This is a genomic window from Methanococcus voltae PS (genome assembly GCF_024807035.1).
Lineage (GTDB): Archaea > AGJL01 > Methanococci > Methanococcales > Methanococcaceae > Methanococcus > Methanococcus voltae.
The window spans coordinates 40,266-64,615 of record NZ_JANUCQ010000005.1; the positions used below are offsets into that span (position 1 = coordinate 40,266).

23 protein-coding genes are annotated in these 24,350 nt (G+C 28.1%); 9 read left to right on the forward strand and 14 right to left on the reverse strand.

Annotated elements, in window-relative coordinates; translation table 11 throughout:
- Window positions 1–40: 40 nt before the first annotated feature.
- The 3 genes from M2325_RS07755 to M2325_RS07765 form a co-directional block, all read right to left on the reverse strand.
- Window positions 41–625, reverse strand: a complete 585-nt coding sequence (locus M2325_RS07755) for a helix-turn-helix domain-containing protein (RefSeq protein WP_209591572.1) — start codon at window positions 623–625, stop codon at window positions 41–43.
- 603 nt (window positions 626–1,228) lie between these two features.
- Window positions 1,229–2,329 (reverse strand): ZIP family metal transporter, encoded by a 1,101-nt coding sequence (locus M2325_RS07760; protein ID WP_209591571.1) that lies wholly within the window; start codon window positions 2,327–2,329, stop codon window positions 1,229–1,231.
- A gap of 499 nt (window positions 2,330–2,828) precedes the next feature.
- The gene (locus tag M2325_RS07765) at window positions 2,829–3,035 is read right to left on the reverse strand and encodes a 4Fe-4S dicluster domain-containing protein (RefSeq protein WP_209591570.1); all 207 of its coding nucleotides are present in this window, start codon (window positions 3,033–3,035) and stop codon (window positions 2,829–2,831) included.
- Window positions 3,036–3,360: 325 nt separating this feature from the next.
- On the opposite strand from M2325_RS07765, the gene M2325_RS07770 reads away from it, so the two are divergent.
- Window positions 3,361–3,984 carry a DUF531 domain-containing protein gene (locus tag M2325_RS07770; protein WP_245314219.1) on the forward strand — a complete coding sequence of 208 codons (624 nt, stop codon included), beginning with the start codon at window positions 3,361–3,363 and terminating at the stop codon, window positions 3,982–3,984.
- 176 nt (window positions 3,985–4,160) lie between these two features.
- Here the strand turns inward: M2325_RS07770 and M2325_RS07775 are convergent, their stop codons facing one another.
- From M2325_RS07775 to iorA, 3 genes are all read right to left on the reverse strand, one after another.
- Window positions 4,161–4,499 (reverse strand): helix-turn-helix domain-containing protein, encoded by a 339-nt coding sequence (locus M2325_RS07775; RefSeq protein ID WP_374759696.1) that lies wholly within the window; start codon window positions 4,497–4,499, stop codon window positions 4,161–4,163.
- A gap of 653 nt (window positions 4,500–5,152) precedes the next feature.
- Complete coding sequence (locus M2325_RS07780; protein ID WP_259052570.1) at window positions 5,153–5,719, reverse strand: indolepyruvate oxidoreductase subunit beta; 567 nt, start codon at window positions 5,717–5,719, stop codon at window positions 5,153–5,155.
- A gap of 104 nt (window positions 5,720–5,823) precedes the next feature.
- Window positions 5,824–7,611 carry an indolepyruvate ferredoxin oxidoreductase subunit alpha gene (gene iorA / locus M2325_RS07785; protein WP_209631975.1) on the reverse strand — a complete coding sequence of 596 codons (1,788 nt, stop codon included), beginning with the start codon at window positions 7,609–7,611 and terminating at the stop codon, window positions 5,824–5,826.
- 355 nt (window positions 7,612–7,966) lie between these two features.
- On the opposite strand from iorA, the gene M2325_RS07790 reads away from it, so the two are divergent.
- Entirely contained in the window at window positions 7,967–8,404 is a 438-nt protein-coding gene (locus M2325_RS07790) for a hypothetical protein (protein WP_209631976.1), read from the forward strand.
- A gap of 41 nt (window positions 8,405–8,445) precedes the next feature.
- Here M2325_RS07790 and pyrI read toward each other — a convergent pair whose 3' ends face one another.
- A complete protein-coding gene (pyrI, locus tag M2325_RS07795; protein WP_259052572.1) occupies window positions 8,446–8,904 on the reverse strand; it encodes an aspartate carbamoyltransferase regulatory subunit in 459 nt (152 codons plus the stop codon).
- 183 nt (window positions 8,905–9,087) lie between these two features.
- Between pyrI and M2325_RS07800 the strand changes: the two genes are divergently transcribed.
- Complete coding sequence (locus M2325_RS07800; protein WP_209631978.1) at window positions 9,088–9,570, forward strand: pyridoxamine 5'-phosphate oxidase family protein; 483 nt, start codon at window positions 9,088–9,090, stop codon at window positions 9,568–9,570.
- A 214-nt stretch (window positions 9,571–9,784) separates the two neighbouring features.
- Complete coding sequence (locus M2325_RS07805; RefSeq protein ID WP_259052574.1) at window positions 9,785–10,720, forward strand: DUF5655 domain-containing protein; 936 nt, start codon at window positions 9,785–9,787, stop codon at window positions 10,718–10,720.
- A gap of 37 nt (window positions 10,721–10,757) precedes the next feature.
- On the opposite strand, the gene M2325_RS07810 is transcribed toward M2325_RS07805, so the two are convergent.
- Complete coding sequence (locus M2325_RS07810) at window positions 10,758–11,063, reverse strand: hypothetical protein (protein WP_209591562.1); 306 nt, start codon at window positions 11,061–11,063, stop codon at window positions 10,758–10,760.
- Between the two features lie 206 nt (window positions 11,064–11,269).
- On the opposite strand from M2325_RS07810, the gene M2325_RS07815 reads away from it, so the two are divergent.
- The gene (locus tag M2325_RS07815; RefSeq protein ID WP_259052576.1) at window positions 11,270–12,298 is read left to right on the forward strand and encodes a hypothetical protein; all 1,029 of its coding nucleotides are present in this window, start codon (window positions 11,270–11,272) and stop codon (window positions 12,296–12,298) included.
- A gap of 119 nt (window positions 12,299–12,417) precedes the next feature.
- Here M2325_RS07815 and M2325_RS07820 read toward each other — a convergent pair whose 3' ends face one another.
- A complete protein-coding gene (locus M2325_RS07820; protein ID WP_259052578.1) occupies window positions 12,418–12,942 on the reverse strand; it encodes a hypothetical protein in 525 nt (174 codons plus the stop codon).
- A gap of 581 nt (window positions 12,943–13,523) precedes the next feature.
- On the reverse strand, window positions 13,524–15,431 hold the full coding sequence (locus M2325_RS07825) for a beta-CASP ribonuclease aCPSF1 (RefSeq protein WP_259052580.1): 1,908 nt from the start codon (window positions 15,429–15,431) through the stop codon (window positions 13,524–13,526).
- A gap of 1,042 nt (window positions 15,432–16,473) precedes the next feature.
- Between M2325_RS07825 and M2325_RS07830 the strand changes: the two genes are divergently transcribed.
- Window positions 16,474–16,941, forward strand: coding sequence for an Hsp20/alpha crystallin family protein (locus tag M2325_RS07830; RefSeq protein ID WP_209591558.1), 468 nt, complete (start codon window positions 16,474–16,476; stop codon window positions 16,939–16,941).
- Window positions 16,942–17,221: 280 nt separating this feature from the next.
- Window positions 17,222–18,754: a phosphomannomutase/phosphoglucomutase gene (locus M2325_RS07835; protein ID WP_259052582.1), complete on the forward strand. Its 1,533-nt coding sequence runs from the start codon at window positions 17,222–17,224 to the stop codon at window positions 18,752–18,754.
- Between the two features lie 74 nt (window positions 18,755–18,828).
- Here the strand turns inward: M2325_RS07835 and M2325_RS07840 are convergent, their stop codons facing one another.
- Window positions 18,829–19,806, reverse strand: a complete 978-nt coding sequence (locus M2325_RS07840) for a bile acid:sodium symporter family protein (RefSeq protein WP_209591556.1) — start codon at window positions 19,804–19,806, stop codon at window positions 18,829–18,831.
- Window positions 19,807–20,268: 462 nt separating this feature from the next.
- Here M2325_RS07840 and M2325_RS07845 point away from each other — a divergent pair, with 462 nt between their 5' ends.
- On the forward strand, window positions 20,269–21,402 hold the full coding sequence (locus M2325_RS07845) for a hypothetical protein (protein WP_209631981.1): 1,134 nt from the start codon (window positions 20,269–20,271) through the stop codon (window positions 21,400–21,402).
- A 120-nt stretch (window positions 21,403–21,522) separates the two neighbouring features.
- Window positions 21,523–21,819, forward strand: coding sequence for a hypothetical protein (locus tag M2325_RS07850; protein ID WP_209591554.1), 297 nt, complete (start codon window positions 21,523–21,525; stop codon window positions 21,817–21,819).
- 133 nt (window positions 21,820–21,952) lie between these two features.
- Here M2325_RS07850 and frhB read toward each other — a convergent pair whose 3' ends face one another.
- The 3 genes from frhB to frhD form a co-directional block, all read right to left on the reverse strand.
- A complete protein-coding gene (frhB, locus tag M2325_RS07855; protein ID WP_209591553.1) occupies window positions 21,953–22,801 on the reverse strand; it encodes a coenzyme F420 hydrogenase subunit beta in 849 nt (282 codons plus the stop codon).
- Between the two features lie 105 nt (window positions 22,802–22,906).
- Entirely contained in the window at window positions 22,907–23,635 is a 729-nt protein-coding gene (gene frhG, locus M2325_RS07860) for a coenzyme F420 hydrogenase subunit gamma (RefSeq protein WP_209591552.1), read from the reverse strand.
- A 138-nt stretch (window positions 23,636–23,773) separates the two neighbouring features.
- Window positions 23,774–24,271, reverse strand: a complete 498-nt coding sequence (gene frhD / locus M2325_RS07865; protein ID WP_209591551.1) for a coenzyme F420-reducing hydrogenase, FrhD protein — start codon at window positions 24,269–24,271, stop codon at window positions 23,774–23,776.
- Between the last annotated feature and the right edge of the window lie 79 nt (window positions 24,272–24,350).

The following is a 24,350-nucleotide window of genomic DNA, read 5'->3' on the forward strand; positions in this document are numbered from 1 at the left end:
TATATTACTAATTTTCCTCAATACTACAAGAATGTAGTATTTACAATGGTGTATATACGACCGCTAAAATCTTTGAATTTTGGTCTTTGGCGTGTAAATTGTGAGGTACGATTGAATCGTAGTATATGCTATCTCCTTTTGCTAAAACATATACATCTTGTCCGTAATTAATTTCAATCTCTCCGCTCATAACATATATAAACTCTTCACCTTCATGGGAAGATAATTCTATTTCTTCATTTGCTTGTGGATACACATCGATAATAAATGGTTCCATGTGTCTATCTATTTTACCCGCAGCTAACGAATAAAAGTTTAATTTACTTTCTTCGTCGTTGGAGTACGTTTTTGTTCCTGAAAATCTAACAACATTTTCTGATGCACCAAATCTTGATACAACTGGTCCTAATTCAGGCAAGTCATCCAAAAAAGTACCCAACCTAACGCCTAAAGCTCTTGCAATCGCGATTAAAGGTTTTAATGAAGGTATCAAATCGCCGTTTTCAATCTTTTTGAGCAATTCAACATCGTTACCGCTAATTTTTGCAAGTTCTTCAATAGACATATTATTTAATTCTCTAACTTTTTTGATTTTAATTCCTACTTGGTTGTTCTTTTCTGACATACTTACCCTCTTTTTACTTGGAGTACAACTTAAATTTTGTTTTGTTTGTATATATTTATTTTAGGTTATTTTAGGTTATTTTATTCTATTTTCAATTTATTTACTTTAATTATTATTTTAATTTAGTTGTACTCTTCTTTTAGTCGGATATCTCCGATTTTTTACAATTTTGCCTCGCATGAGGTTTTGTACAATTTGTACAATTTGTTTGTTTTTTCATTTTGGACCTTTTCCTTATCTTATTTTTTATTCTTTTATTTTATTCTTTTATTTTATTCTTTTATTTTATTCTTTTATTTTATTTAATTTAGTTACTTAAGTTAATTAAGTTAATTAAGTTATTTACCTAAACTATTTATTCTTTACTTAATTTTACTTAATTCCAGGTATTTATTTTATTGTTAGATTTAATGATTGGTTTATTTGCATTAATTAATTGATACATATACATAAACCAAAACATTAAATTTAAAATATATCTTATTATTTAAAAAGTTAACGGTCAAAGGTAGTTTTGATACGATAAAAAACTGAAAATTAAAAACTAAAAACTAAAATAAAATAATATATAAATAAAAATAAAATAAAAAAGTACTAAATGTATTAAAGTAGTACGGCAATTCCAACTGCAAAAATACCTAATAATATGTAGTAAAATCCTTTTATATTTGCGTGTTTTGGATTAATTAGTAAAAGCATAGACGTAGCTATAAACACACCTGCTGAAAAAGATATCAAAGGCTTAACAGGTAATTCGGGTAATATCCAAAGCCCTGCAAAAGTTCCCAATACTGTTGAAAGAGAAACTAGGCTTCCAATCAATAATGTATACGGTCCGTAGTACTTCTTTAATGGTGAGAATAACGCAAAACCTGCAGGTAATTTGTGCAAAAGTATTGCAAGATATAAAGACATTCCCAAACTACCAATAAATGTTAAAGCAATTACTAAACCATCAATAAATGCGTGAATGAAGAATGAAATAGGGTAAATGTATTTAATTCTAACATCTACATTCTCGTATATTTTTTCAAGACTGGAAATATTTTTTTGAATTATTTCTTCAGGTAATTTAACGGTTGTTTTTAAAGCCAAATCTTCCTTATTTATTTTTGAATTTATTTCTTCACAATCTAAGCAAGTATTTGAACCAATGTTATCGATTGTATAGTTTTTACTGTCATTTTTACTGCTTTTCAGTTCTTTTTCGTCGTATGATTTATTTACACTATTATTGTAATTTTTATTACCTTTACGACCGATACTTTCATTATGGTTTATATCATAATCTATTATTTCAATAATTTTGTCTGAAACCTTATTTTTAAATTTCCCTAGTCCATTAACATTAGTATCTTTGGTATTTTTTAATTCTTTTCCAGGATTTTCAGCATTTTCAGCATTTTTATTGTTTAATCTATTTATAACGTGCAATTGATGATGTACCCCTAATTTTCTAAAATATTTTTCAAATAGTATTACAAGAGTTATACCCAGTAACACGTACAATGTAGAATATTTAGAATAACCTTCTGGTATCATAATAAATATGCTTGCCCCTAATAAAAATCCCCCTGCAAATAGCTCATAATTTTCAGATTCCTTTAAAAAGTTGGTATAATATGCCAAAAATCCTCCAAAAAGCATTATGAAAAATGCCATTATTGCAACATGTATTCCTTCATTGCTTATCAAATCTATCATTGTAAACACCCATAATATAATCTATATATTTCAAGTTTTTTAATGTTATTTAATCTTTTCTAATATGGTTATTAGATTATCTAATAGTAGGGTTATAAAATTATAAAAATTTTAAAATTTAAAAATTTTAAAAAATTACCCAATATCTGTAAAATGTGGTAAAAATCTAATAAAATATACAATAACGTTAAATGTTCTAATATTAATATTTAAGTATACTTAATATTATTAATTATACTTAAATAATTTTAATAAAAATAAAATATCCTGGTTTAAAGGATTAATACGTTTAAGGTGTACAAGTTTTCATATTGAATATAGTTTAAAATAAAATTAAAATCTGAATATTTAAGGATATATAATTAGTATATTAATTAAAAATATTAATTAATATGTATTTTATTTATTTTATTTATTTTATTTTCTTTTTTATCTTTTACAGTCTAGTATAATAGAAGTTATCTATCGTATAATTTATATCTATTTTAATTATATATACTTAGTCATCTTTTTTCATGTTAATAGTAATTGCATTTACGGGACATTTTCCTACGCATATTTTACAGTTATGGCAGTCTGAAATATCAAAAGCATAGAACTTGCCGTCTTTGTCTTTTTTCCATATTCGTGGCCCTTTAGGACAAGCATAATAGCACTTTTCGCAACCAGTACACTTTTCCTTATCAACAATTATTTCTACGGACATAATTATCACATTTATATCTTTTTAGGATTTTATTTTAGTTTTATACGTATGCCCACCATAGGTATCAACCATTTTAAATCTTAATAAGATATGCCCATAATATAACTTATCATTTTATTATATATTATTTATTGTATTTTATTAATTTATTAATTTATTAATTTATTACTTCAGTATATTCGTTGATATTATCTCAATAACAATAATTTAAATAATATAAAATAAAATTAAGAAAAGAAAAATAAAAAAGTAATAAGAAAAATAAAAATGTAATAATATAAAACACAAAAAAAGTAAGAAAAATAAATAATAAATTGGTGCAGTTATGGAAGAATATAATTACGAATATGATTATAAAAAGTATACTAAGAATAATAAAAATAAAAGTGGAAACAAGGAAAAAAACTACAAAAGATGTACGATGATATTGTACAATTCTTACGATAAATCAAAATGGCACGAAGCCCATAAAAGAGCAATAGCTAGGGCAGCACCAATTTGCACGGCTTTTGATTGGAATTTAGCGATATACGATTTTCCAGTGGATAAAATAGAAAATTTGGAAGGTTTAGAAAGCACCAATACTGAAAAAGATGTTATAAAATTGATTGAAACTACTATAGGCGGTTCTGGTAGTTATTTAAGAAATTTAATTGATAATAACCGATTCATTGTAACAAATAAGTATCAAGCACAATTTGGTACTCCAATAGCTACAACTTCAAAGCCAGACGCTAAAAAGTTAATAACTCCGAAACAAGTGCTTCAAGAATTGCAAAAAAAGCCTTGTGGAGTGTTTATCGGCTTAGGAAGGCATGGTTTACCTAAAGATGTAATGAAAATGGGTCATTATGAGTTAGATATTACTGAAAAAGGTTTATCTCTTGAAACTTGTACTGCGATAGCTTCAATACCTTCAGTACTAGGTACTATGGCAAAATACGAGTAAAAAATAATAAAATAAATAATAAAATAAATAATAAAATAAATAATAAAATAAATAATAAAATAAATAAAAAATTAAAAGGCGAAAAATTAAATATAACACAATAATTAAATATTTAATTAAATAATAATAGTTGGGATAGTTAAATATAATTAAATATAGTTAACTATTATAGTTAATTATTTAACGTTAATTGAAACAATCGGCTTTACGGCTTTAACTTTTTTATCAGATATTTTTTTATCTATCAATGCTAAATCGTTTAATTTACCTTCTATTTCAACAGATATTTCTTTTACAAGGTCAACCGGGTCAATTGATGAATAAACATACGGTTTTTTACCCAAGCCTTCCCTGTCCATTTTTTTCCTAAATACATGGTCTTCGTTGAACATCTCAAATATTGATTCCCTAACGGTTGAAGGATATATACCAGTTCCTTCTGCAATATCATCTACCGTACTTTCACCGTACATTCTTAAGTATACGTATATTTTAGCTTTGACCTCACTACCCATTAATTTGGATAGGTTCGCTATCAATTCTTTATTAACAGAACTCAAATCTTTGGTCAAATTTTCCCCTCCACTTAACGAAATAATGAATATTCATTATTTAATTGTAATAATCGCCCCTAATCGTTTAGCCACTCCCCATATAAAGTTGCTTTAATCAACGACATTGTTAATTATTAAATAATCTAAATGTTTAGTCACCATAGTTGATAAATTAACGTAATTAAGCTAATAGTTAATTTAAATAATTAATCAAAATTATTGTAATTTAATTTTAATGATTTATTAGATTACTTTAATATACCTATTATATTTGGCATATTTTAATGATTTACTTAAAATTTAAAATAACGCTTAGACCTATTAATCGTCTTTATTTTTCCATCTTCAAACGTAATAATCTCATTTATGTATCTTCTTTTATCCCACGATAAAAGGTTTATAGTTAATTGTTTATATAGTTATCCAATATATCCCTTATGTCACCAATTATATGGATATATTAGCTATTCTAAATTTAAAAAAGGGATTAATAAGGATATAAAATAAAATAAGCTAAATAAAAAACTAAATAAAAAACTAAATAAAAAACTAAATAAAAAACTAAATAAAAGTAGAATACTAAAAAGGAGAATAAGAAATAATTAAATAAATAATTAATTTAAATTATATCCCATTTCAAAAGCTTTTAAATTTACGTCTAAAAATCTTTCAGGAACGGTCTCCTTAATAGCTTTTACCCATTCATCTTTGGAAATAGGGCTATTTTTTGCAAGTAACCCGATTAAAACAGTATTTACTGTTTTTATATTACCTGATTCCTTTGCCAAATCCATAGCATTAACAAATTTTGTATTTATATTTTTTTCAGCCATTTTCTGCGTAATATCTTCGGGATAATCAACCGCTCCAATAATAACAGGCATTGGATTTATTTTTTGAGTATTAGATATCAATATGCCGTCTTCTTTTAAATAATCAACGTATCTAGCACCTTCAAGTAATTCGAAGGCTAAAACGATATCTGCGGAGCCTCTTTCTACTACAGGCGAATATATTTTATCGCCGAATTTAACATGTGCGACTACACTACCGCCTCTTTGTGACATTCCATGAACTTCAGATACTTTAACATCTTTTCCGATGTTTTGGGCTAACTTCCCAAGTACTTTAGAAGCTAATACGGCACCCTGACCCCCAACAGCAGCAATTAATATATTCATAATTCCACCTAAGTTTATTTTTTAAATTTTTTTATGTTATTCTTTATTTTTAAATTTTTTAAGTAGTTTAAGTAGTTTAATTTTTAATTTTTAAGTTTTAAGTTTTAATCCTTTTTTTCCATTAATTCAATTGCAGAACGTTTGCAAACATCTACGCATAAACCGCAACCTACACAAAGCGATTTATTAATTTCTGCTTTTTTAGTTTCATTATTAAATGAAATTGCAGGACAACCGATTCTTAAACAAAGTTTGCAACCGTTACATTTTTCAGAATTCACTTGTAAATCTTTATATTCAAATTTAATTCCTTTTATTAATATACAAGGTCTTTTTGTAATTATAAGCGATGGTTCTTCGGCATTTACTTCTGTTTTGATAACTTCTTCGAGTTTCTCTAAGTCGTAAGCATCAACTTCTACAACTCTTTTAATACCGATTGCCTTACCAAGTGCTACAAAATCAATTTGTGGGGCTATATCGCCTTTTAATGTCTTACCGGTTGATGGATTTTCTTGGTGACCCGTCATAGCAGTTATTGAATTGTCCAATACAATAACGGTGCTATTTCCTTTGTTATATACTATATCAATTAATCCGGTAACGCCAGAGTGCCAAAATGTAGAATCTCCGATAACTGCAACGGATTTTTTCGCGAATTCTTTGCCTTTTGCCATTTCAAAGCCGTGAGCCATCCCGATACTTGCACCCATACAAATTGTAGTGTCGATAGCACTTAAGGGAGGTACGCCGCCCAATGTATAACATCCGATATCGCCAGAAACGTTTAATTTAAGCTTTTTCAAAATATAGAATGGTCCCCTGTGGTGACAACCCGGGCATAATACCGGAGGTCTAACGGGTAAATCTTCTTGTACGTCGTAGGTAACCAAAGATTCAGAGTTTAACTCACCAGCTTCTTTTAAACAGTTTCTTATGATTTCAGGGCTTAATTCTCCAATTGTTGGGAAAATTTCTTTTCCAATAACGTTTAATCCCCAAGATTTTATTTCTTTTTCGAAAATAGGTTCTAACTCTTCAATAACATACACTTTATCGCAAGTATTAACGAATTCGGTTATTGCTTCCTTAGGTAATGGGTATACCATTCCTAATTTAAAAAATGAAGCGTTAGGACATACTTCCTTTGCATATTGGTATGATGCACCACTTGTTATGATACCTATGGCTTTATCATTGTATTCCACGTTTATAAGATTATTTTTAGGATTATTTGCGAATTCTTGAAGTTTATCAAGTCTTTCTTCGATAATAACTCTTCTTTTTCTTGCGTTTGCCGGTGCAGAAATGTATTTATCAGGGTTTTTATCATAAGGTCTTGAAATTATCTCTTCATCAGTTATCCGGTTTTCTAAGGACACAATACTTTGAGAATGGGATATTCTTGTAGTTAATCTTAAAATCACAGGAGTATCAAATTTTTCACTTATCTCAAAAGCCATTTTCGTATAATCCTTACATTCTTGGCTGTTTGAAGGTTCTAAAACAGGGCATTTTCCCGCCATTCCAAAGTATCTTGTGTCTTGCTCATTTTGAGAGCTGTGCATACTTGGGTCGTCAGCTACGGCAATTACAAGACCGCTGTTTACTCCAGTGTAGGTAACGGTCATAAATGGGTCGGCAGCTACGTTTAAACCAACGTGTTTCATTGAAACGATACTCCTTGAGCCGGCTATTGATGAACCTATGGCTACTTCTAATGCTACTTTCTCATTTGTTGACCATTCTGAATTTATTTCATCATATCGAGCAATATATTCGGTTATTTCAGTACTCGGGGTTCCAGGATAAGCTGTTGCAACAGTTGCGCCTGCTTCGTACGCACCACGAGCTACTGCAAAGTTTCCAAGCAATAATTCTTTTTTTGACATGGTATACCTCAATTTACATTATATGGCTTATATAAATTATAATAAACTTTATGAGTTATAATAAAATTCGATTTAATAACTTTACTAGTATATTATTCTAGCTTTAATTCTAGCTTTAATTGTAATCTAATTGTAATTATTAATAGTGATAGTATTTGCACATAATAATAATTTCAATTCATATATAAATATTAAGTAGAAGTATTTAAAAAAAACGCTGATTCGAAGTCTTCGTAAAATTGATAAAGTTACATACTTAGATTAATATATACAAATTAATAAATAATATATTAAGGGAAATTAAAATGCCACATAAAAGGATTAAAAATATATTAAATTATAAATGGGGGAAATTTTGCCAAATTTATTAAAATTATTAAATTTATCGAAGTTATCTCGTAATTTTAAATCCAGCAAGAGAGCAAAAAACAAAGGAATTACAAAATTATTTTTATTCATAGTTATTACTATGTTATTTTTAAACTCAAGCTGTGGATTAGTTACTAAATTTGTATTACCTATGTTAAATTCTGAAAATATAGAAAGTATGGACGAAAAAATATTAAATAATAAAAATATAACCTATTCAAACTATAAAGTAGAATTAATTAAAGATTTGGCTCATAAAATACCAGTAATGGATAGAGGTACTGAATACGTAATTACACTAATATCTGCAGTAACTTTTAGTATTTTAGCATACGTATTTTTTTCGTACCTGTCAGAAGAGCATAAAAAACAAAAAAAGCGGTTAGAGAAATCTAAAAAGAGAAAGGAACCGTCATACGTTTAATTTTTAATTATTTTTATAGTATACTATTTTTATTATTTTTATTATTTCTTTATTTTTATTTCGTTGATGAATTTTTCACAATAATTACACCTTATTTTTAAATTCTCTTTATCTTCTATTTTGAATTTTCCAGTAACTTTTTCCTTATTAGTTATGCAGTTTGGATTGGTGCAGATTAGTATACCTTCAATTTTATCAGGAACTTTAACTTTAAACTTTTTTACTACTTTACTATCCTTTATAATATTTATAGTAGCGTTTGGGGATATTAACGCTATTTTGCTAACTTCTGCTTCACAAAGTTCCTTTCCTTCAATTTTTAAAATGTCTTTAGCTCCATTTTTTGAATTAACGTTCATAGCCAAAGTTACGGTTGTATCTTTTGGCATATTTAATATTTGATATACGTTTAATGCCTTAGAGCTAGTTATGTGGTCGATAACTGTTCCATTATCAATTGGTTTTACTTTTAACTGTTTTTTATCAATTTCTGCAACCATAAATTCACCATTATCATTTATTTCTTTAGTTTTAATTATAATTTTATAATATGTATTTTTTATAATAGGTATTATTTGTATTACTTATCTTATGTTATTTAACAATTTATATATAGCCATATTTATAAAATTTTATTACAGGCAATTTAACCAAAAAATACTCAAAAATAGAGGGGGATTAAAATGGTCTTTAAAATACCTAAAATGAATAAAGAAGAATACGATACTCTTGTAAATAATAATCACGTTTCAAGAATCGCTTTTTCAGGTTCGGAATACCCATACATTGCACCGTTTTTATATGTATTTGATGGTCAATATATGTATTTCCTTTCAACCAAATATGGGCGAAAAATAGAGCTTTTAAAAAATAATCCGTATGTATCTGTTGAAATTGATAAATTTTCTGACGATATGTCTTGTTTTAAATTTATAACTCTTCAAGGAAAAATTGTTGAGGAAGAAAACGCTGAAAAAAAAGTTGAAATTAAAAAGAAATTTGTAGATATGATAATATCCAGAGGTTTATCTAATATAGTACTCGAAGCACTAGGTCAGAATTCAGAGGAGCCGGTAAAGTCTATAATTACAAATGATAATACCCACATTTGGAAATTAACGGATATTGAAGACATTGTAGCATTAAAAAATGAAAAATCATATTAAATTATTTTATTATTAAATTATTTTATTATTTTATTATTTTATTATTTTATTTTAGTATCCTTTTAGTTTACTATTATTTTAGTACCATATTGCGTATTTTTACATAAAATCACATATAAATTAATAAATACTTTGTTTTAGAAATATAATCTATAATTAAATTACAATCATAAGTTATAATAGATAATTTAATAAAAATATAGGACTGATTAGTATGGTATTATTCGAATTAAGCAATAATAACAAAATAGCCGAGATTAAAGAGAAAGAATTTAAATTAGAAAAGGATTTGCAGGACGTATGTGAAAAAAATTTAAAAGAACTTTTAAATTTGAAATTTGTTGCAAGTGAATTTTCCGTTGAAAAATATCGATTTGATACGGTTGCTTACGACGAAGAAAATAAATCTTTTGTAATCATAGAATACAAAAGAGGACAAAATTATAGTGTTATAGACCAAGGTTATGCTTATTTAGCAACAATGTTAAATAATAAAGCTGAATTTATTTTAGAATTCAATGAAAAGTTTGAAACAAGCTTAAAAAGAAAACATATTGATTGGTCTCAATCTAAAGTTATTTTTATTTCTCAATCGTTTAACAAATTTCAAAAGGATACCATTAATTTCAAGGATTTACCTATAGAAATATATGAAATTAAACGATTTGATAATAATACTTTATCATTCAGTGAGGTAAAGGGTAATCGAATTACAAATAGTATTTCAAATATAGCCGTGGAAAATGAAACAATCAAAAAGGTTAGCTCTGAAGTGAAAACATATACTATGGATTACCACTATAGTATGGGAAGTCCTGAAACCATTGAATTATATGAAAAATTTAAGGATAAAATAGAAGAAATGATACCAGATATCCAAATAGAGCCTAAAAAATGGTATATTGCATTTAAAAAGAATAATAAAAACATTGTTGATTTTACGATACAAAAATCTCAGTTGAAAATTTGGTTAAATTTGAAAATGGGGGAACTTAATGACATTAAATCGCTATATAGGAATGTTGCAGGCATTGGTAAATTTGGAAATGGAGATTATGAATATAATTTTACAAATGACGAAGAATTAGAATATATGTTAAGTTTAATAAAACAAGTTTATAAAATTCAAAATAAAATTAAAGATGATTAATGAAAATTAATAAAATTAATAAAATTAATAAAAATAACTATTCTTTAGGAATTAAATTTTCAAAAGGCTTAAAATACCCCAAAGGTATCAATTCAAATTCTATATAGCCTTCTTTTACCAAGGGTAGCTTATTAATTTCCAGTTCTGCTTCTTCTACAGAATCGGCTTCTAAAATTAACACTGCTCCTTTATTATCCATTCTAAAATAAAATTCGCGTACAAAATCAGATTTGTAGCCTTCCCAAAAATGAATAAATTCATCATTTAAGGTTTTTTGCATTTTTTCAGGATTCGTTTCAAAATCCATGGGTTTTATATCTTTTCCCACTGCCAATATTTTCATAATTGCTCCTCTCAAAAATATTGTTATTTTATATTATTTCTATTAATAATTATTATTTTTTAGATGCTATAAATAATATCATTATTTTCATTATGTACCTATGTTAAAATTCATTAATGTTAAATAATGATATTTTCATAACTTATATTGGGTAAAAAATCAATATTAAAATTTAAAAATAAATCTAAAGAGGGGAGAGGGGAATTATGGTAGAAAAGCCAAAAAATGCTACGAATGATACTGCAAACTCCAAAAAAAGAGTTATCGTAGTTGTAAATAAATATTGGGAATGTGACCCGGTATGTTGGGTTCTTACAAATAGTTATCTAACTGACGAGTGTAACTACACTGATAAAAAATATATCATTGACTTAGATGTTGAAAATTCGCTTACATTACTTACCTATCCGACTTATGGGTCTGCTAAACCGTTTGAAGGTTCTGGAACTATTCCGAGAATGGTTTTTGAGACTGAAAAAAGAAATATAGAAGTATGGTGTATCTCAGACTTGCTTAGTAATAGTGGTTCAGAATTACAGTCAAGTTCTGAAGAAAAAATGAAGTTGCTTCCTCAAATCTATGAATATGAATACTTAGGGGAGAAATTAGACATAGAAATGGTTATTGCAGTAGGTACGGCTTCCGCGGGACCTTGCGTAACATCTGATTCTCCATTTGGGACAGATAATATCAATGGTGCCGTTATAATCGGAAGTAACGTATTTATGCACGATGGTTGGGAACAGGGTTCTTTAAGTAAATTTGAGTGTGACTGTTGGGGTCAAATAATGCCTTCGTGCTCAAATGATTATATAAGAGAACTCGAAGAAGTTGATTTTAAAAACTATAAAGGACTTATGCTTAGCCCACCGAATAATCCATCAACCGTTGAAACTCCAGTATATGTAAGTGAAAATTACGTTGCTTTAGGCTCTGTAAATGTAACAAACTATAATTCATATAGTACTAAAGATAAAGAAACAGCCAAGACTTTTTTTGAGAATTACCCCGGTAGCCACGATGGAGTTTCCCTGGAAACCACACATTGTTTGATATACCTGGCTGCAAAAGATTATTTATGCAGTAATCCACCATTTATGTTCGTAAGTGGTATCGTAGACCGATTTTTATGCTTTGATAGTGATGTTGACCCTACACCTTACGCGCAAAATGTTTCAGGAGCACATAACGCAGGAGTCACTGTGGCTTACATAATATCCCAGTTAGAAAAATAATATTTAATTTAACTATTTTTAATTTATTATTTGTTCATTAAATAATCATATAAATTTAAAGTTTAAAAAATAAAAAATATATAAAAAATATATAAATAAAAATAATAAAAATTAATGAATTAATTATCTATTATTTTTTTATTTAAATCATCGAGTGCTTTTAATTCGCTATTCAAACTATTTTCCATAGTTTTTAATTCTCGAGTCTTTATATCCATTAATTCTTTTAATTCATACAATTCATTTTGATTGTCAAGTTCTTTCGAATTAGTTGAATTCATATTCTGAAGTTCATGATAATCACTGATTATTTGTTCCAGTGAATTCTCACATTCAGTAATTTTCGAATTGTAATATCTTACATTTTCCTTACAGTATTCTATTTCTAAAACTAATTCATTTAATAACTTTTTTTCACAAATCAGATAACTTTTTTTATCGCTTTTGTGCTTAGAATGATGATTATTTGTTGATTGAAGAGTAATCTCCCTTTGCCTTGAGTATTCTTTAGATTCATTAGTTGGTAATATAAAAAATAATTTGCCAACGCGGTCTATAAAACCCTCAAAAAACATAGCGTAGATTACGATTATTCCTATTACTGCCATAATAATTATGGATAGCAGGTTAATATCTAATCCCATATTGCCCCTATTCCTATTTTATATACATATATATTTTAAATATTACGTTCGTGATATTACTATTTACATTTATATGGCATAGTCAATAATTTAATATATTAACTAACATCACGCCATAGTTGGTAGTAATTAAATGAGAAATAGATACCAGTAAATATCTTAGTATCTAGCTAATATTTAGTTAAAAACTTAAAAATTTAAAAGTTTATTTAATATATTTTTTTATGTAGTATTGTATTTGCCCTTTGTAATACTTCATATTAATGCCGTTATGAATATATACCTTTTAATGTATATCATAACAACATTAATATATTATTTAGTTATCATATAAATACTATGTACAATTAATTCAGAACTTATTGAACAATTATGTTATAATATTCAAAAATGGATAAAAAAATATATAAATGATTAGTTTCCAAAATATTGGTTTCAAAATAAATTAAAAAGAATAGAAAGAAAAAATAAATTAATTTAAAATAAAATAAATTAAAATAAATTAATTTAAAATAAAATATAGGTACAAGACTAAAAATAAATAATTAAACTAAGTATTAATTTAATTATTATTAATTTAATTATCTTAACCTAACGGAATCTAAATTCATAGGTGATTTAGTCTCTTTTTTGAATAATTTATACGCAGTACTTGCTAAATCGATACATTTAGACGCTTCACCATGTATAGTCAATATTCTATCTGGAATTGGTTTTAATTTCCTAAGGTATTTTATAAGTTGTTTTCTGTCACAGTGTCCTGAAAATCCTTCAAGTGTGTGAACAGATAATTTAACCTTAATAGCTCTTGTTTTTCCGTTTTTACCCATTAAAGGTATCTCTTTCCAACCTTTTTGGATTTTTCTACCTAAAGTACCTTCACTCTGGTAACCTACGAATACGATAGCGTTTTTCTCGTCATCTGCAAGTGTTTTAAAGTATTCGACACTCGGCCCACCTGTAAGCATACCTGATGTAGCGAGAATAATACATGGTTCGTCTCTACCGATTACGTTTCTTCTGTCTTTGGTATCTTTAACTTTCTTAAATACCTCTGATAAGAATGGGTTGTCGCCTTCATGGAAAATTCTGTTTCTCATGTTCTTTGATAAGTATTCTGGGTAAGCAGTGTGTATTGCGGTAGCTTCCCAAATCATACCATCTAAGAATACCGGAGCGTTGAATAATCCTTGGTTGTAACCTTCTTCTAGTACGAGCATTAACTCCTGAGCTCTACCAATACCGAATACTGGGAGAATTACTTTACCGCCTCTAGCGATAGTTTCAGAAATTACGCGTAGTAATTCTTTTTCTGTTTCATCCCTTTCAGGCAATACGTCGTCGTATCCACCATATGTGGACTCCATGATAAGTGTTTCGAGTCTTGGGAATTGGCAAACTGCAGGCTCTAATAATCTTGAAGCTTCAAACTTAATATCGCCGGTGTACGCTACGTTGTACAATCCATCACCAATGTGACAGTGTGCAATTGCGGAACCTAATATGTGACCTGCATTGTGTAAAGTAAGTTTTACAGCAGGTGCAATATCTGTAGTAACTCCATAATCTAAAGGTATTGTATGTTTAATAGCATTTTTTACATCTCTTGATGTGTATGGAACTTGTTTACCTTCTTTTTCTGCAATATCTATGTAATCCTTTTGTAAAAGAGTCATTAAGTCTCTTGTAGGTTTAGTACAGTAAACAGGGCCATCGTAACCATATCTGAATAAACCTGGGATAAAACCACAATGGTCAAGGTGAGCGTGAGTAACTACTACAGCATCAATTTCGTCAATTGAAAATTCTGGCGCATCAAAGTGAGGGAACGCTTTTTCGTCGTCCATACCTACGTTAATACCACAATCAACCATGATACGGCTTTCCGGTGTTTGGTGGTATAAACAAGTTCTACCAACTTCACGGCTACCGCCTAAAAATGATGTTCTAATCCAGCAATAGTCTCTTAATTTAACATCTCTATGTATTCTTCTCCCTATTCTTCTAAGAATATCTTTTACGTCCGCTCTTTCTCTGTACATTGTTGACCTTATGGCCTTTATTGTATCAGATGGAATAGGTGGTGCTCTAACAGGTTTAGGCGCCCATTGAATTTCCTTTTTAATGTCCTCTAATGTGCTCCCTTCTTTACCGATTACCAAACCAGGTTTTTTTGACTCGATAATAACCTCACCGGTATTAGCGTCAAATATACAGTTTATAACTTCTGCATCATCAGGAACGATTCTTAAAATCCTTTCCTTTGCTATATCAGGTTCGAGTAAAACTGAAGGGTCGGGCCTTACAGCTATACGTTTTCTAAAATCTTTGGCAAGCTCCTTTATAAAATTATTTGAAAATAGTTCGGGGTTTTTAGCGTAAATTACTACTTCAGAACCTTCAAATTCCACATCTGTAATTACGGCATTCCCAGGGGCTCTTTTTACTACATTATCTTTTAATTCGTTAAGTATTTCTTCGGCTGACAAAATTGTCCCTCCTATTAATTACAAACAGGTTTATGTTTATAATTTATTAAAAGTATTGACTTGTACTTGTATTGACTGTTGACATGTATTGATTAGTAATGTTATCACAATATTGTCTTAAAAATAACTGACTTAAATGGATTTAAAATAATGATTAAATAAATAATATCGTATAATATTGATTTAATCGTCTAATTGTGTTTAAATTTAAATAAAACTAAATTTTACCTTTATATTTTAATTTTTAATTATTTTATAAGCGTATATAATTCTAAAAAATACTAATTTTAAAACTAAACTTAAAATTAACTTTAATATCTACATTATCGAACTATATATTGCTAAAAAAGAATCTCTTATTTTTTTAGTTACCTACTGACTTTAAGGTCGTTATTTTTACTATCTGTATTGATTATTGTGATTACTAATTAATAAAATGATGATACCTAATACTATAAAATACAGGTTGATAATTAATCTAATTAATATAATTAATATAATTAATATCGTAAAATGTGACATTTTGATTTTTGATATTACACTATTTACATACTAATTGTATATAATTAAAAAAGAACACTGCATATGTTCATATCTATAATCATAATCATATAAAAAACATCATTATTTAATAGGTTGTATACAACTATGTTAATCATATATTTAATAGTATCTATTTATTCTAAAATATTTTAAGCTATAACATAATGCACATTATAGTATAATATTATCTATTAAGTATCTCCTTTTTATATTTTTTGGTTTATTGCGCTATTATTTTCGTTACGGGTTATTAACATGTATAGCTTGTTTTATAGGGTTATTCATTAAATAATATGCTAGAAAAATAATAAAATAAAATAATAAAATAATAAAAATAATAAAAATTTAAATATATAGAATTATAGATATATTACATATATTAAATAAAGTTTTATTAAATTTTAGTAATACGGGAATTAAATAGTAACCAAAAAATATATATAGAACTTCAAAGTAATATTCATATAACAAATTATGCTATAATCTAGAGGTGGTATATATGTTTGGTAGAGATTCAAACGACCCTTTCGATATTATAAAATCAATGGGCTTTATGGGTGGAATGACAGATTTAGGTTCTGCATTCGGCTCGATGGGTTCAAAAAAGCACGTTAGAATGAATGGTTTAGAAATACAGGGCGAAGGATTTATGCCAATAACAATTATTGATGGTGACGAATCAATAAAAATTATGGCATTTTTACCAGGGGTTGAGAAAAACAACATTGTTATAAACGCAGTTGGAAATTCAATTGAATTAAGGGCTAAAAGACAACCTTTAGCTGTAACTGAATCAGAAAACGTCATATACAATGAAATGTCTTCAGAAGAAGACGCATATAGGATGATTACGTTACAAACGCCGGTAAAGGAAAATGAATCAAAAGCTAAATTTGAAAATGGAATGTTAACATTAGTCCTTCCAAAATCAGAAATTTCAATCAAAAAAGGAATTGATATCGAATAAATTTAATTTATTCTATTAATTTTTTTATATTATTTTTATAGTATACTATTTTTATTATTTTATTATTTCATATTTATTTTTTTTATTATTTTTTCAGTTTTTATTCCCCGTATTTTTTAAATTGTAGATATTATTTATATTCCTTAATTCATAAATTATTATATTGGTATAATAAATTACATTAAAATAAATAATATGACCACGTATTTAGGATATAATTAACATAATAAGTATAATTATTATTAGTAATTACGTAACTAATGTAAAATTTGGTGATAATTTGGTTTTTAAGGCTTATGATATTCGGGGAAAATATAAAGAACAACTTGATTATGAATTTGCGTATTCTTTGGGTGTATCTTTAGGTGAAACATATAAAAATGTACTCGTAGGTAACGACGTTAGGATAGGCTCTGAAGAACTCGTTAAACCGTTTATTTGGGGACTTCTAGACATGGGGAGCAAGGTTTATTATGCAGGGACTATTTCAACTCCAAAAATGTACTATGGAACCAAAGGCGGGGGCTATGATTTAGGCGTAATACTAACAGCTTCACATAATCCAAAAGAATATACGGGTTTTAAAGTATGTGATAAAAACGTTGTGCCCCTCTCACCGGTTGAAGATATTAAACCTAATTTTTCAAGATTGGAGATACAACATACAAAAATTGAGGAAATTCAAAACACGAAAATTTTAGATATCCCAGATATTAATTTTGACCCAATCGATGATTATGAAGAATATTTCATAAAAAAATTTAAAAACAGTTTTTCAGATGAAGAATTGGATAAAATATCAATTTGCGTTGATTTTGCAAATGGTGCAACCACCATGGCTGAAAAAAATGTAATAATGAAGTTATTTAAAAATTATAACTTTATAAATGAGTGTCCCGATGGAACTTTCCCAGCTCACGAACCGGATACTTTAAAAGAAGAATGTTTACAGCAAATTAAAGACACTACCGTAATTACAGGAGCCAAAATAGGTCTTATTTTCGATGGTGACGGAGATAGGCTAGGTTTAATAGATGAGACGGGTAACCCATTGAAAGGCGATATAATAACCGCAATAATTGCAGACCAAATTATGAAAGATATCGAATTGAAAAAAATAGATTATCCAAACTGCGAATATGAATGCGAATGTATATGTCACCCCATAAAGAAGAAAAAAGAAATGAATGGTACAAACGATAAAAACGATAAAAACGATAAAGACAGCGAAGAAATAGTTACTCATACCACTAAACTTACAAAGGACGGCAAACCTTGTATAACTACGCCAAAAATAGTTTATGATTTAAGATGTAGCAATATAGTTCCCGAATTAGTGGAAAAACATAACGCAAACGCTATTAAAACTCGTGTAGGTCATTACTTCATCAAAAAATTAATGCACGAAATCGATGCAGATTTTGCAGGGGAGTTTAGTAATCACTTCTACTTTAAAGAAATAGGGTATTTTGAAAGCCCTTTATTAGCTTTAAAGTATATTCTAGAAGCTATGGACGATAATGATATGAAATTATCTGAATTAGCAAAACAATACGAAATATACTACCATAGCGGAGAAATAAACTTTAAATTGGCCGATAAAGATACACAAGAAAAAACTATTGAAACAATTAAAAATCATTTTAAAGATTGTAAAATAGAAACTATTGACGGTATTTCCGTATACTGTGGAGATTGGTGGTTTAATTTGCGTGCTTCAAATACAGAACCACTTTTAAGGCTTAATTTAGAAGCCAAATCCAAAAAAGAAATGAATGATAGGGTAGATTATATAAAAAGTTTAATTGTTTAATTGAATAATAACTAGATAAATAATTAATAAATAATTATCATTTATTTATTATATATTTATCAATTATTATTATTTTATTTTTTAGAATTCTTTTCTTCTAATTCCTTATCTTTTTTAGTCCAATAATTTGCTAATAAAGGACCGGTTATATTATGCCAAACGCTAAATATTGCACCAGGTACCGCTGAAAATGGCGAGAAATACTGCGTAGCCAATGCAACAGATAAACCGGAATTTTGTACGCCCACTTCTACAACTATAGCTCTTCTTTTAGCTTCAGATATGCCCAATTTTTTAGTAATTCCATAACTTATTAATAATCCAAGCCCATTATGCAAAATAACTGCAAGCAATACCAAAAGTCCTGAAGTTACTATTTTATCCGCATTTACGCCAATAATGGCTCCAACAATTAATATGATGGCTACCACTGACACTAGGGGCATTGATGACCTAAAAGGTTCTAATTTTTTGCCCATTAATCCATTTAATACTAAACCCAATGTTACAGGTAAAAGTACTATTAAAAATATGGATTGTATCATCGAAGATGCGGGAATCCCCACCCATTGATGAGCAAGTATTAACGTCAATATTGGCGTTATTAACGGTGAAGCTACCGTACAAAATGTTGTTATTGCCACAGAAAGTGCCACATCCCCCCTAGCAAGATATGTAATCACGTTTGAAGCCGTACCACCTGGACAGCAACCTAATAAAATAACACCTACGGCTAATTCTGGAGGTAATTGCAAAGCTAGTGCGATAATATACGCTAAAAGAGGCATTAAAGTAAATTGTAAGCCCATACCTAAGAATACATCTTTGGGTCTCTGTAAAACTATTTTAAAATCATCAAACTTTAGGCTCATGCCCATTCCAAACATTATTATTCCTAAAAATAACGATATGTGTGGTAACGCCCAGGAAAAAACATCTGCATTGAAAAATCCAATAATTGAGCCCAATATAACCCACAATGCAAAGTAATTTTCCGCAAGTCTTTTTATACTTTCAAAGACGTCTGAAAAAATGGTTAATATTTGGTACATAAAATCACCCAATAACAAAATCTAAATCTAAATTCATAACATAATTATTATTTAATAGTCTATTTATCTAATATTTTAATTAATATCCATTTAAAATTCTATTTAACATTATAACTAACATTATATCTAATATTTTATCCCATAAGCTATTTATAATTAAATTGTAATGATTAATCATTATAAATTCAAGTTAAAATAATATAATTACTCATCATATATAAATATATCAAAGAAACTTTAAAATTTTATTATAGTACCTTATCACCCCTTATTTTTACAATACTTTTATACTATTTTTATACTATTTTTATACTATTTTTATACTATTTTTATACTATTTTTATTTTAATAACCTATATATTGTACGAAAAAAATAATATATACTATAGATTATCTAAAGATTATCTAAAAAATTAGAATCTTTATTATTGACTACTAACCTCATATCTGACAGGGGATATTATGTATCGATTTAAGATAAAAGATAATTCAAAGGGAATGGTAAGTTATCATATATCATATTGTTATGAAAAAGAAAACGAAACTGGATGCAATCATAGTAAAAATAGTAATCGTAAAAATAATATTAAAAATAATATTAAAAATAATAACAATGAAAAGAAATCGAATTATGAATTAATATTTGATGATGAATTTATCCAAATTATGAATGAGTTACAGAGTGAAAAAAACTTTAATAATTACGTAGATATAATTGTAAATTCAATCAATTATGAATTTGACGAAAAATTTTTAAAAGAATCAATATTGCTAAAAATTCCTACGTTTTACAATACAATAAACAAAAATATGTGTATAGGAACCGAAGAAGTTAAAGCAGATGCGCTTAATGATAATTTCTGCAATGAAATTTTTAAATATGTTAAATTAAATAATTTATATGACATAAATATAGAAAATAGCGATTTAAAAAGCCATATCTTTAGAAAAAATGTTATATTGTTTAATTTGTTAGATATTGAAGATGACTACCTTAAAGAACTAAAAAATAAATTAAAAAGAAATGGTGCAAAAAAAATAATCTTTATATCGTTCTTTAAATTATTGGGAAACCCTAAAGATTTATTGGAACAGATTACAAAAGAAGTTATATTACAGGAGTTAAATGTAATACCTCGAAATAACCTGAATTCTGATAAATACGATTGGCGAGAATACCATATTGAGCAACTTCGTAGGGATTCTTCACTGTGTATAAATCTCATAAATAGCCTAAATGATTCGGATTTAGAGAAATTTTCTGAAATTATTTCTAAAAAATTAGAATATTTCCCAAACGACCCCAATTTAAATTTTAGTCTGGCAATAACAAATATTTTAAAAAAATACCCTAAAAAAGAAGATATATGCGAGTTATCATTTGAAAATGAGGGGGAATCGGATTATTACAATAATTATGTTGATAAATATATAAAAAATGGATTAAATGAATTCAATGAGTTTATAGCAGAATATTTTGTACTGTATATCAATTTAAAATTTGAAAAAAATACTTTATTAAAAAATAAGATGCTACAACCAATTATGGATGGATATATTCGGTCTTTGGCAAAATATGAGGGTGAAAACCTATAATTGGATTTTGAATTGTAAATGATATATATTAAAAAATATATATTTTAAATAAATAGGTAAATAAATAGGTAAATAAATATGTTAAAATAGAATATTATTATAAAATTAAGTGGTGAAATAATGGAGTGTCCTATTTGTAAGGGGGAAAAATGTATTAAAATGTCAGCTATTGAATTATATGAAGGTTTAATGGACTTATTTTTCAAATATCAAGACCCTGAAAGCGATGTAACTTTTAAAAAATATCCTACGGTTGGAGAAATCGGCGCTTGTGAAGAAACTGGTAAAAAAATTTGGTATTGTCCGTACTGTAAAAAACCATTCCCTGAAAACTACAAAACCAACGAAGTAACTATTAAATGTCCACATTGTGATAAAACACTTTGTATACCTGTTTCTAATAGAACTTTTTGTTAAATAATCCTTTTTTTAATTTTTAATTATTTTTACTTTTTAAGAAATAGAAATAGGGATAGAAACAAAAAGTAAAAATAATTAAAATAGAGAGTAAAATAAAAATAATAAACGTAAAAAATAAAAAGAAATATTTTTAGTAAGGAACAGGCAAACCTAATTCTCTTCTTTGAACTATTTCTTTTTCATTTTTCTCTTTTTTCTGTAACGAGAGTTTTTGCACTAAATCTAAACCTGGTTTTACGTCATCAATATTTTTAGTTTCTAAGACGCCCGCTTCAACCATTTTATTTATGTATGCTTCACCTTTTTCAGTTCTTATAAATATGGTGCTCCAACCGTCTGGGCTACCAACTGAACCGGTTGAGATATCTGCAAGCTCTGCTGTGTAATCTGTGCAAATATGACAAGATTTCTGTTCATACATATGAGTATCTTTCAATTTAACGGATTTTACATCACCATATTTTGAATAAACCCAAAATTTGCCTTTTCCGATGTCTGTTTTTAAAACGTCGTCCATTCTGATACCTGCGTATTCTTCGACAATTGCTTTCATACCTTCATATGAAAAGTTTTCCATACAGAATATACCCATTACTAAAGCAATTTTGGAATCCGTATGCCTAAATCCCATAGGATACTTGATTAATTTTCTTATGGCCTGCACTTGGCAAGGTGTTCCTACAATACCTACCTTTTCTAGTGCATATTCCCTAACGGCGTCTTTTAAAACTGACACATTAGGTGATACAGTATATTTGGTACCTGCTGCGTTTAAAACTTCTTCAGGAGTCGTAGCAACTTTCGGAGCGGCGTTAAATCCATCTTCGGTGTTTGCAACAATCACACCATCGAGAAGTTTACTTTCTAAACCATATATGTAAGCTGCTGATACAATACCACCGTCTTGTGCCTTTTTTAAAATTTCTTTATCTGTGGCTCTTGCAGATATTACCGTTTTATAATTTCCAAATGGGTTCAAAATACCACCACTAAGAAATATGAGCGTATTTCATTATTCATTATTTTATTGAAGTTTTTCCTTTATTTTCCGTTTATCAATTATAAATTATAAATTATAAAGTATCTATTCAAGTTTTCGAATTATTTCCGGGAATCTAACCCTTGGACATTGCGCACTACAAATTCCACATTTTATACAGAATTCCGAGTTAATGTTTGGTTTTCCTTCGACCATGTCTATTGCGTTAACTTGACAAGCTGCCGCACAAGTTCCGCAACCCATACAGAGCGATTTATTAATAACTTCTTTAATTACATCGCATCCACAAGCGTCTTTTCCATATTTGGCAATTTCTGCAAATGGTTCTAAATATTCCATGTCTCCTTCTAAAGCCGCTGTAAGCAATTTTACAATTGATTCTGTGGAAGGAGGGCACCCTGGAAGTGCTAAATCTACTTTAATCACGTCGCCAATCGGTACAAATGAGGCGTGACTAGGTTGTGACATCTGACCGCCTCTAGCAAATCGAGTAACTCCACCAGAAGCTGCACAAGCTCCAAGTGCTACAACGATTTTTGAGTTCTTACGGGTCGTTAATATGTCATCCATTGAGTGATGGTCGTCTAAACACACACTACCTTCAACTAGTGCTATATCAATACCTTCAGGTATTTTTCTTTCGATTAATATTTTGTCATCGGTTTCTGTGATTTCTGTTTTTTCGTCAGCCAACGTTAAAGCATAAACTAACTCAACAGACCCTAAAATATCAAGTAATTTTTCATAGGTATCTGTAAGGGATATCAAACATCCTGTACAACCACTCATGTGTATATGGGCAATTTTTACCACTATATCACCATTATCGATATAATTCATTTTATTTATTCTAAAACTTAGTTAAATTAATTTATTAATTCATTAATAGCCAATTTATAGTTTATTTATTTATTCAAATTATTCAAATTATTCATGTTATTTTAATATAATTTAATTTAATTCATCAACTACCATTTTAACTGCATCATCGATTGAATTGGTTACTTCTTCCGATAATTCAAGTAATATATCCGGTGCTGTAACTCGTTTTTGCTGACATCCGATAACTACAATCTCAATCCCATAATCATCGTTAATTTCCCTTAACATACCTGCAAGTGGCATATCATGAGCGTCAACGTGATATTTAGGAAGATTTGGTATGTCTTCGACACATAGTTTTTTCAAGGTTCCTGGTTCTAAACCATAGTCAATAATATCTGCAATTACAATCTTTTTTAATGGGGTTTCTCCATCTATTAATGATAAAATAAAGTGAGAAGCTCCCGTACCTGCATCAATGAGTTGTATTTTTTCGGAATTTAAGATAGGATATTGTTCTTTTAATTCATTTAACCTTTTTATCATATGGTATCCAAATCCATCGTCCCCAAAAAGGATGTTACCACATCCAAGTACTAATATTTCTTTATTTAAGTATCCTGGCATAATTCACCATTTTTTTTAGTTCGGTAGTATATAATTTTTATTCTATTAACGTTAGTTTTAAGAATTTTATTTTTATTTG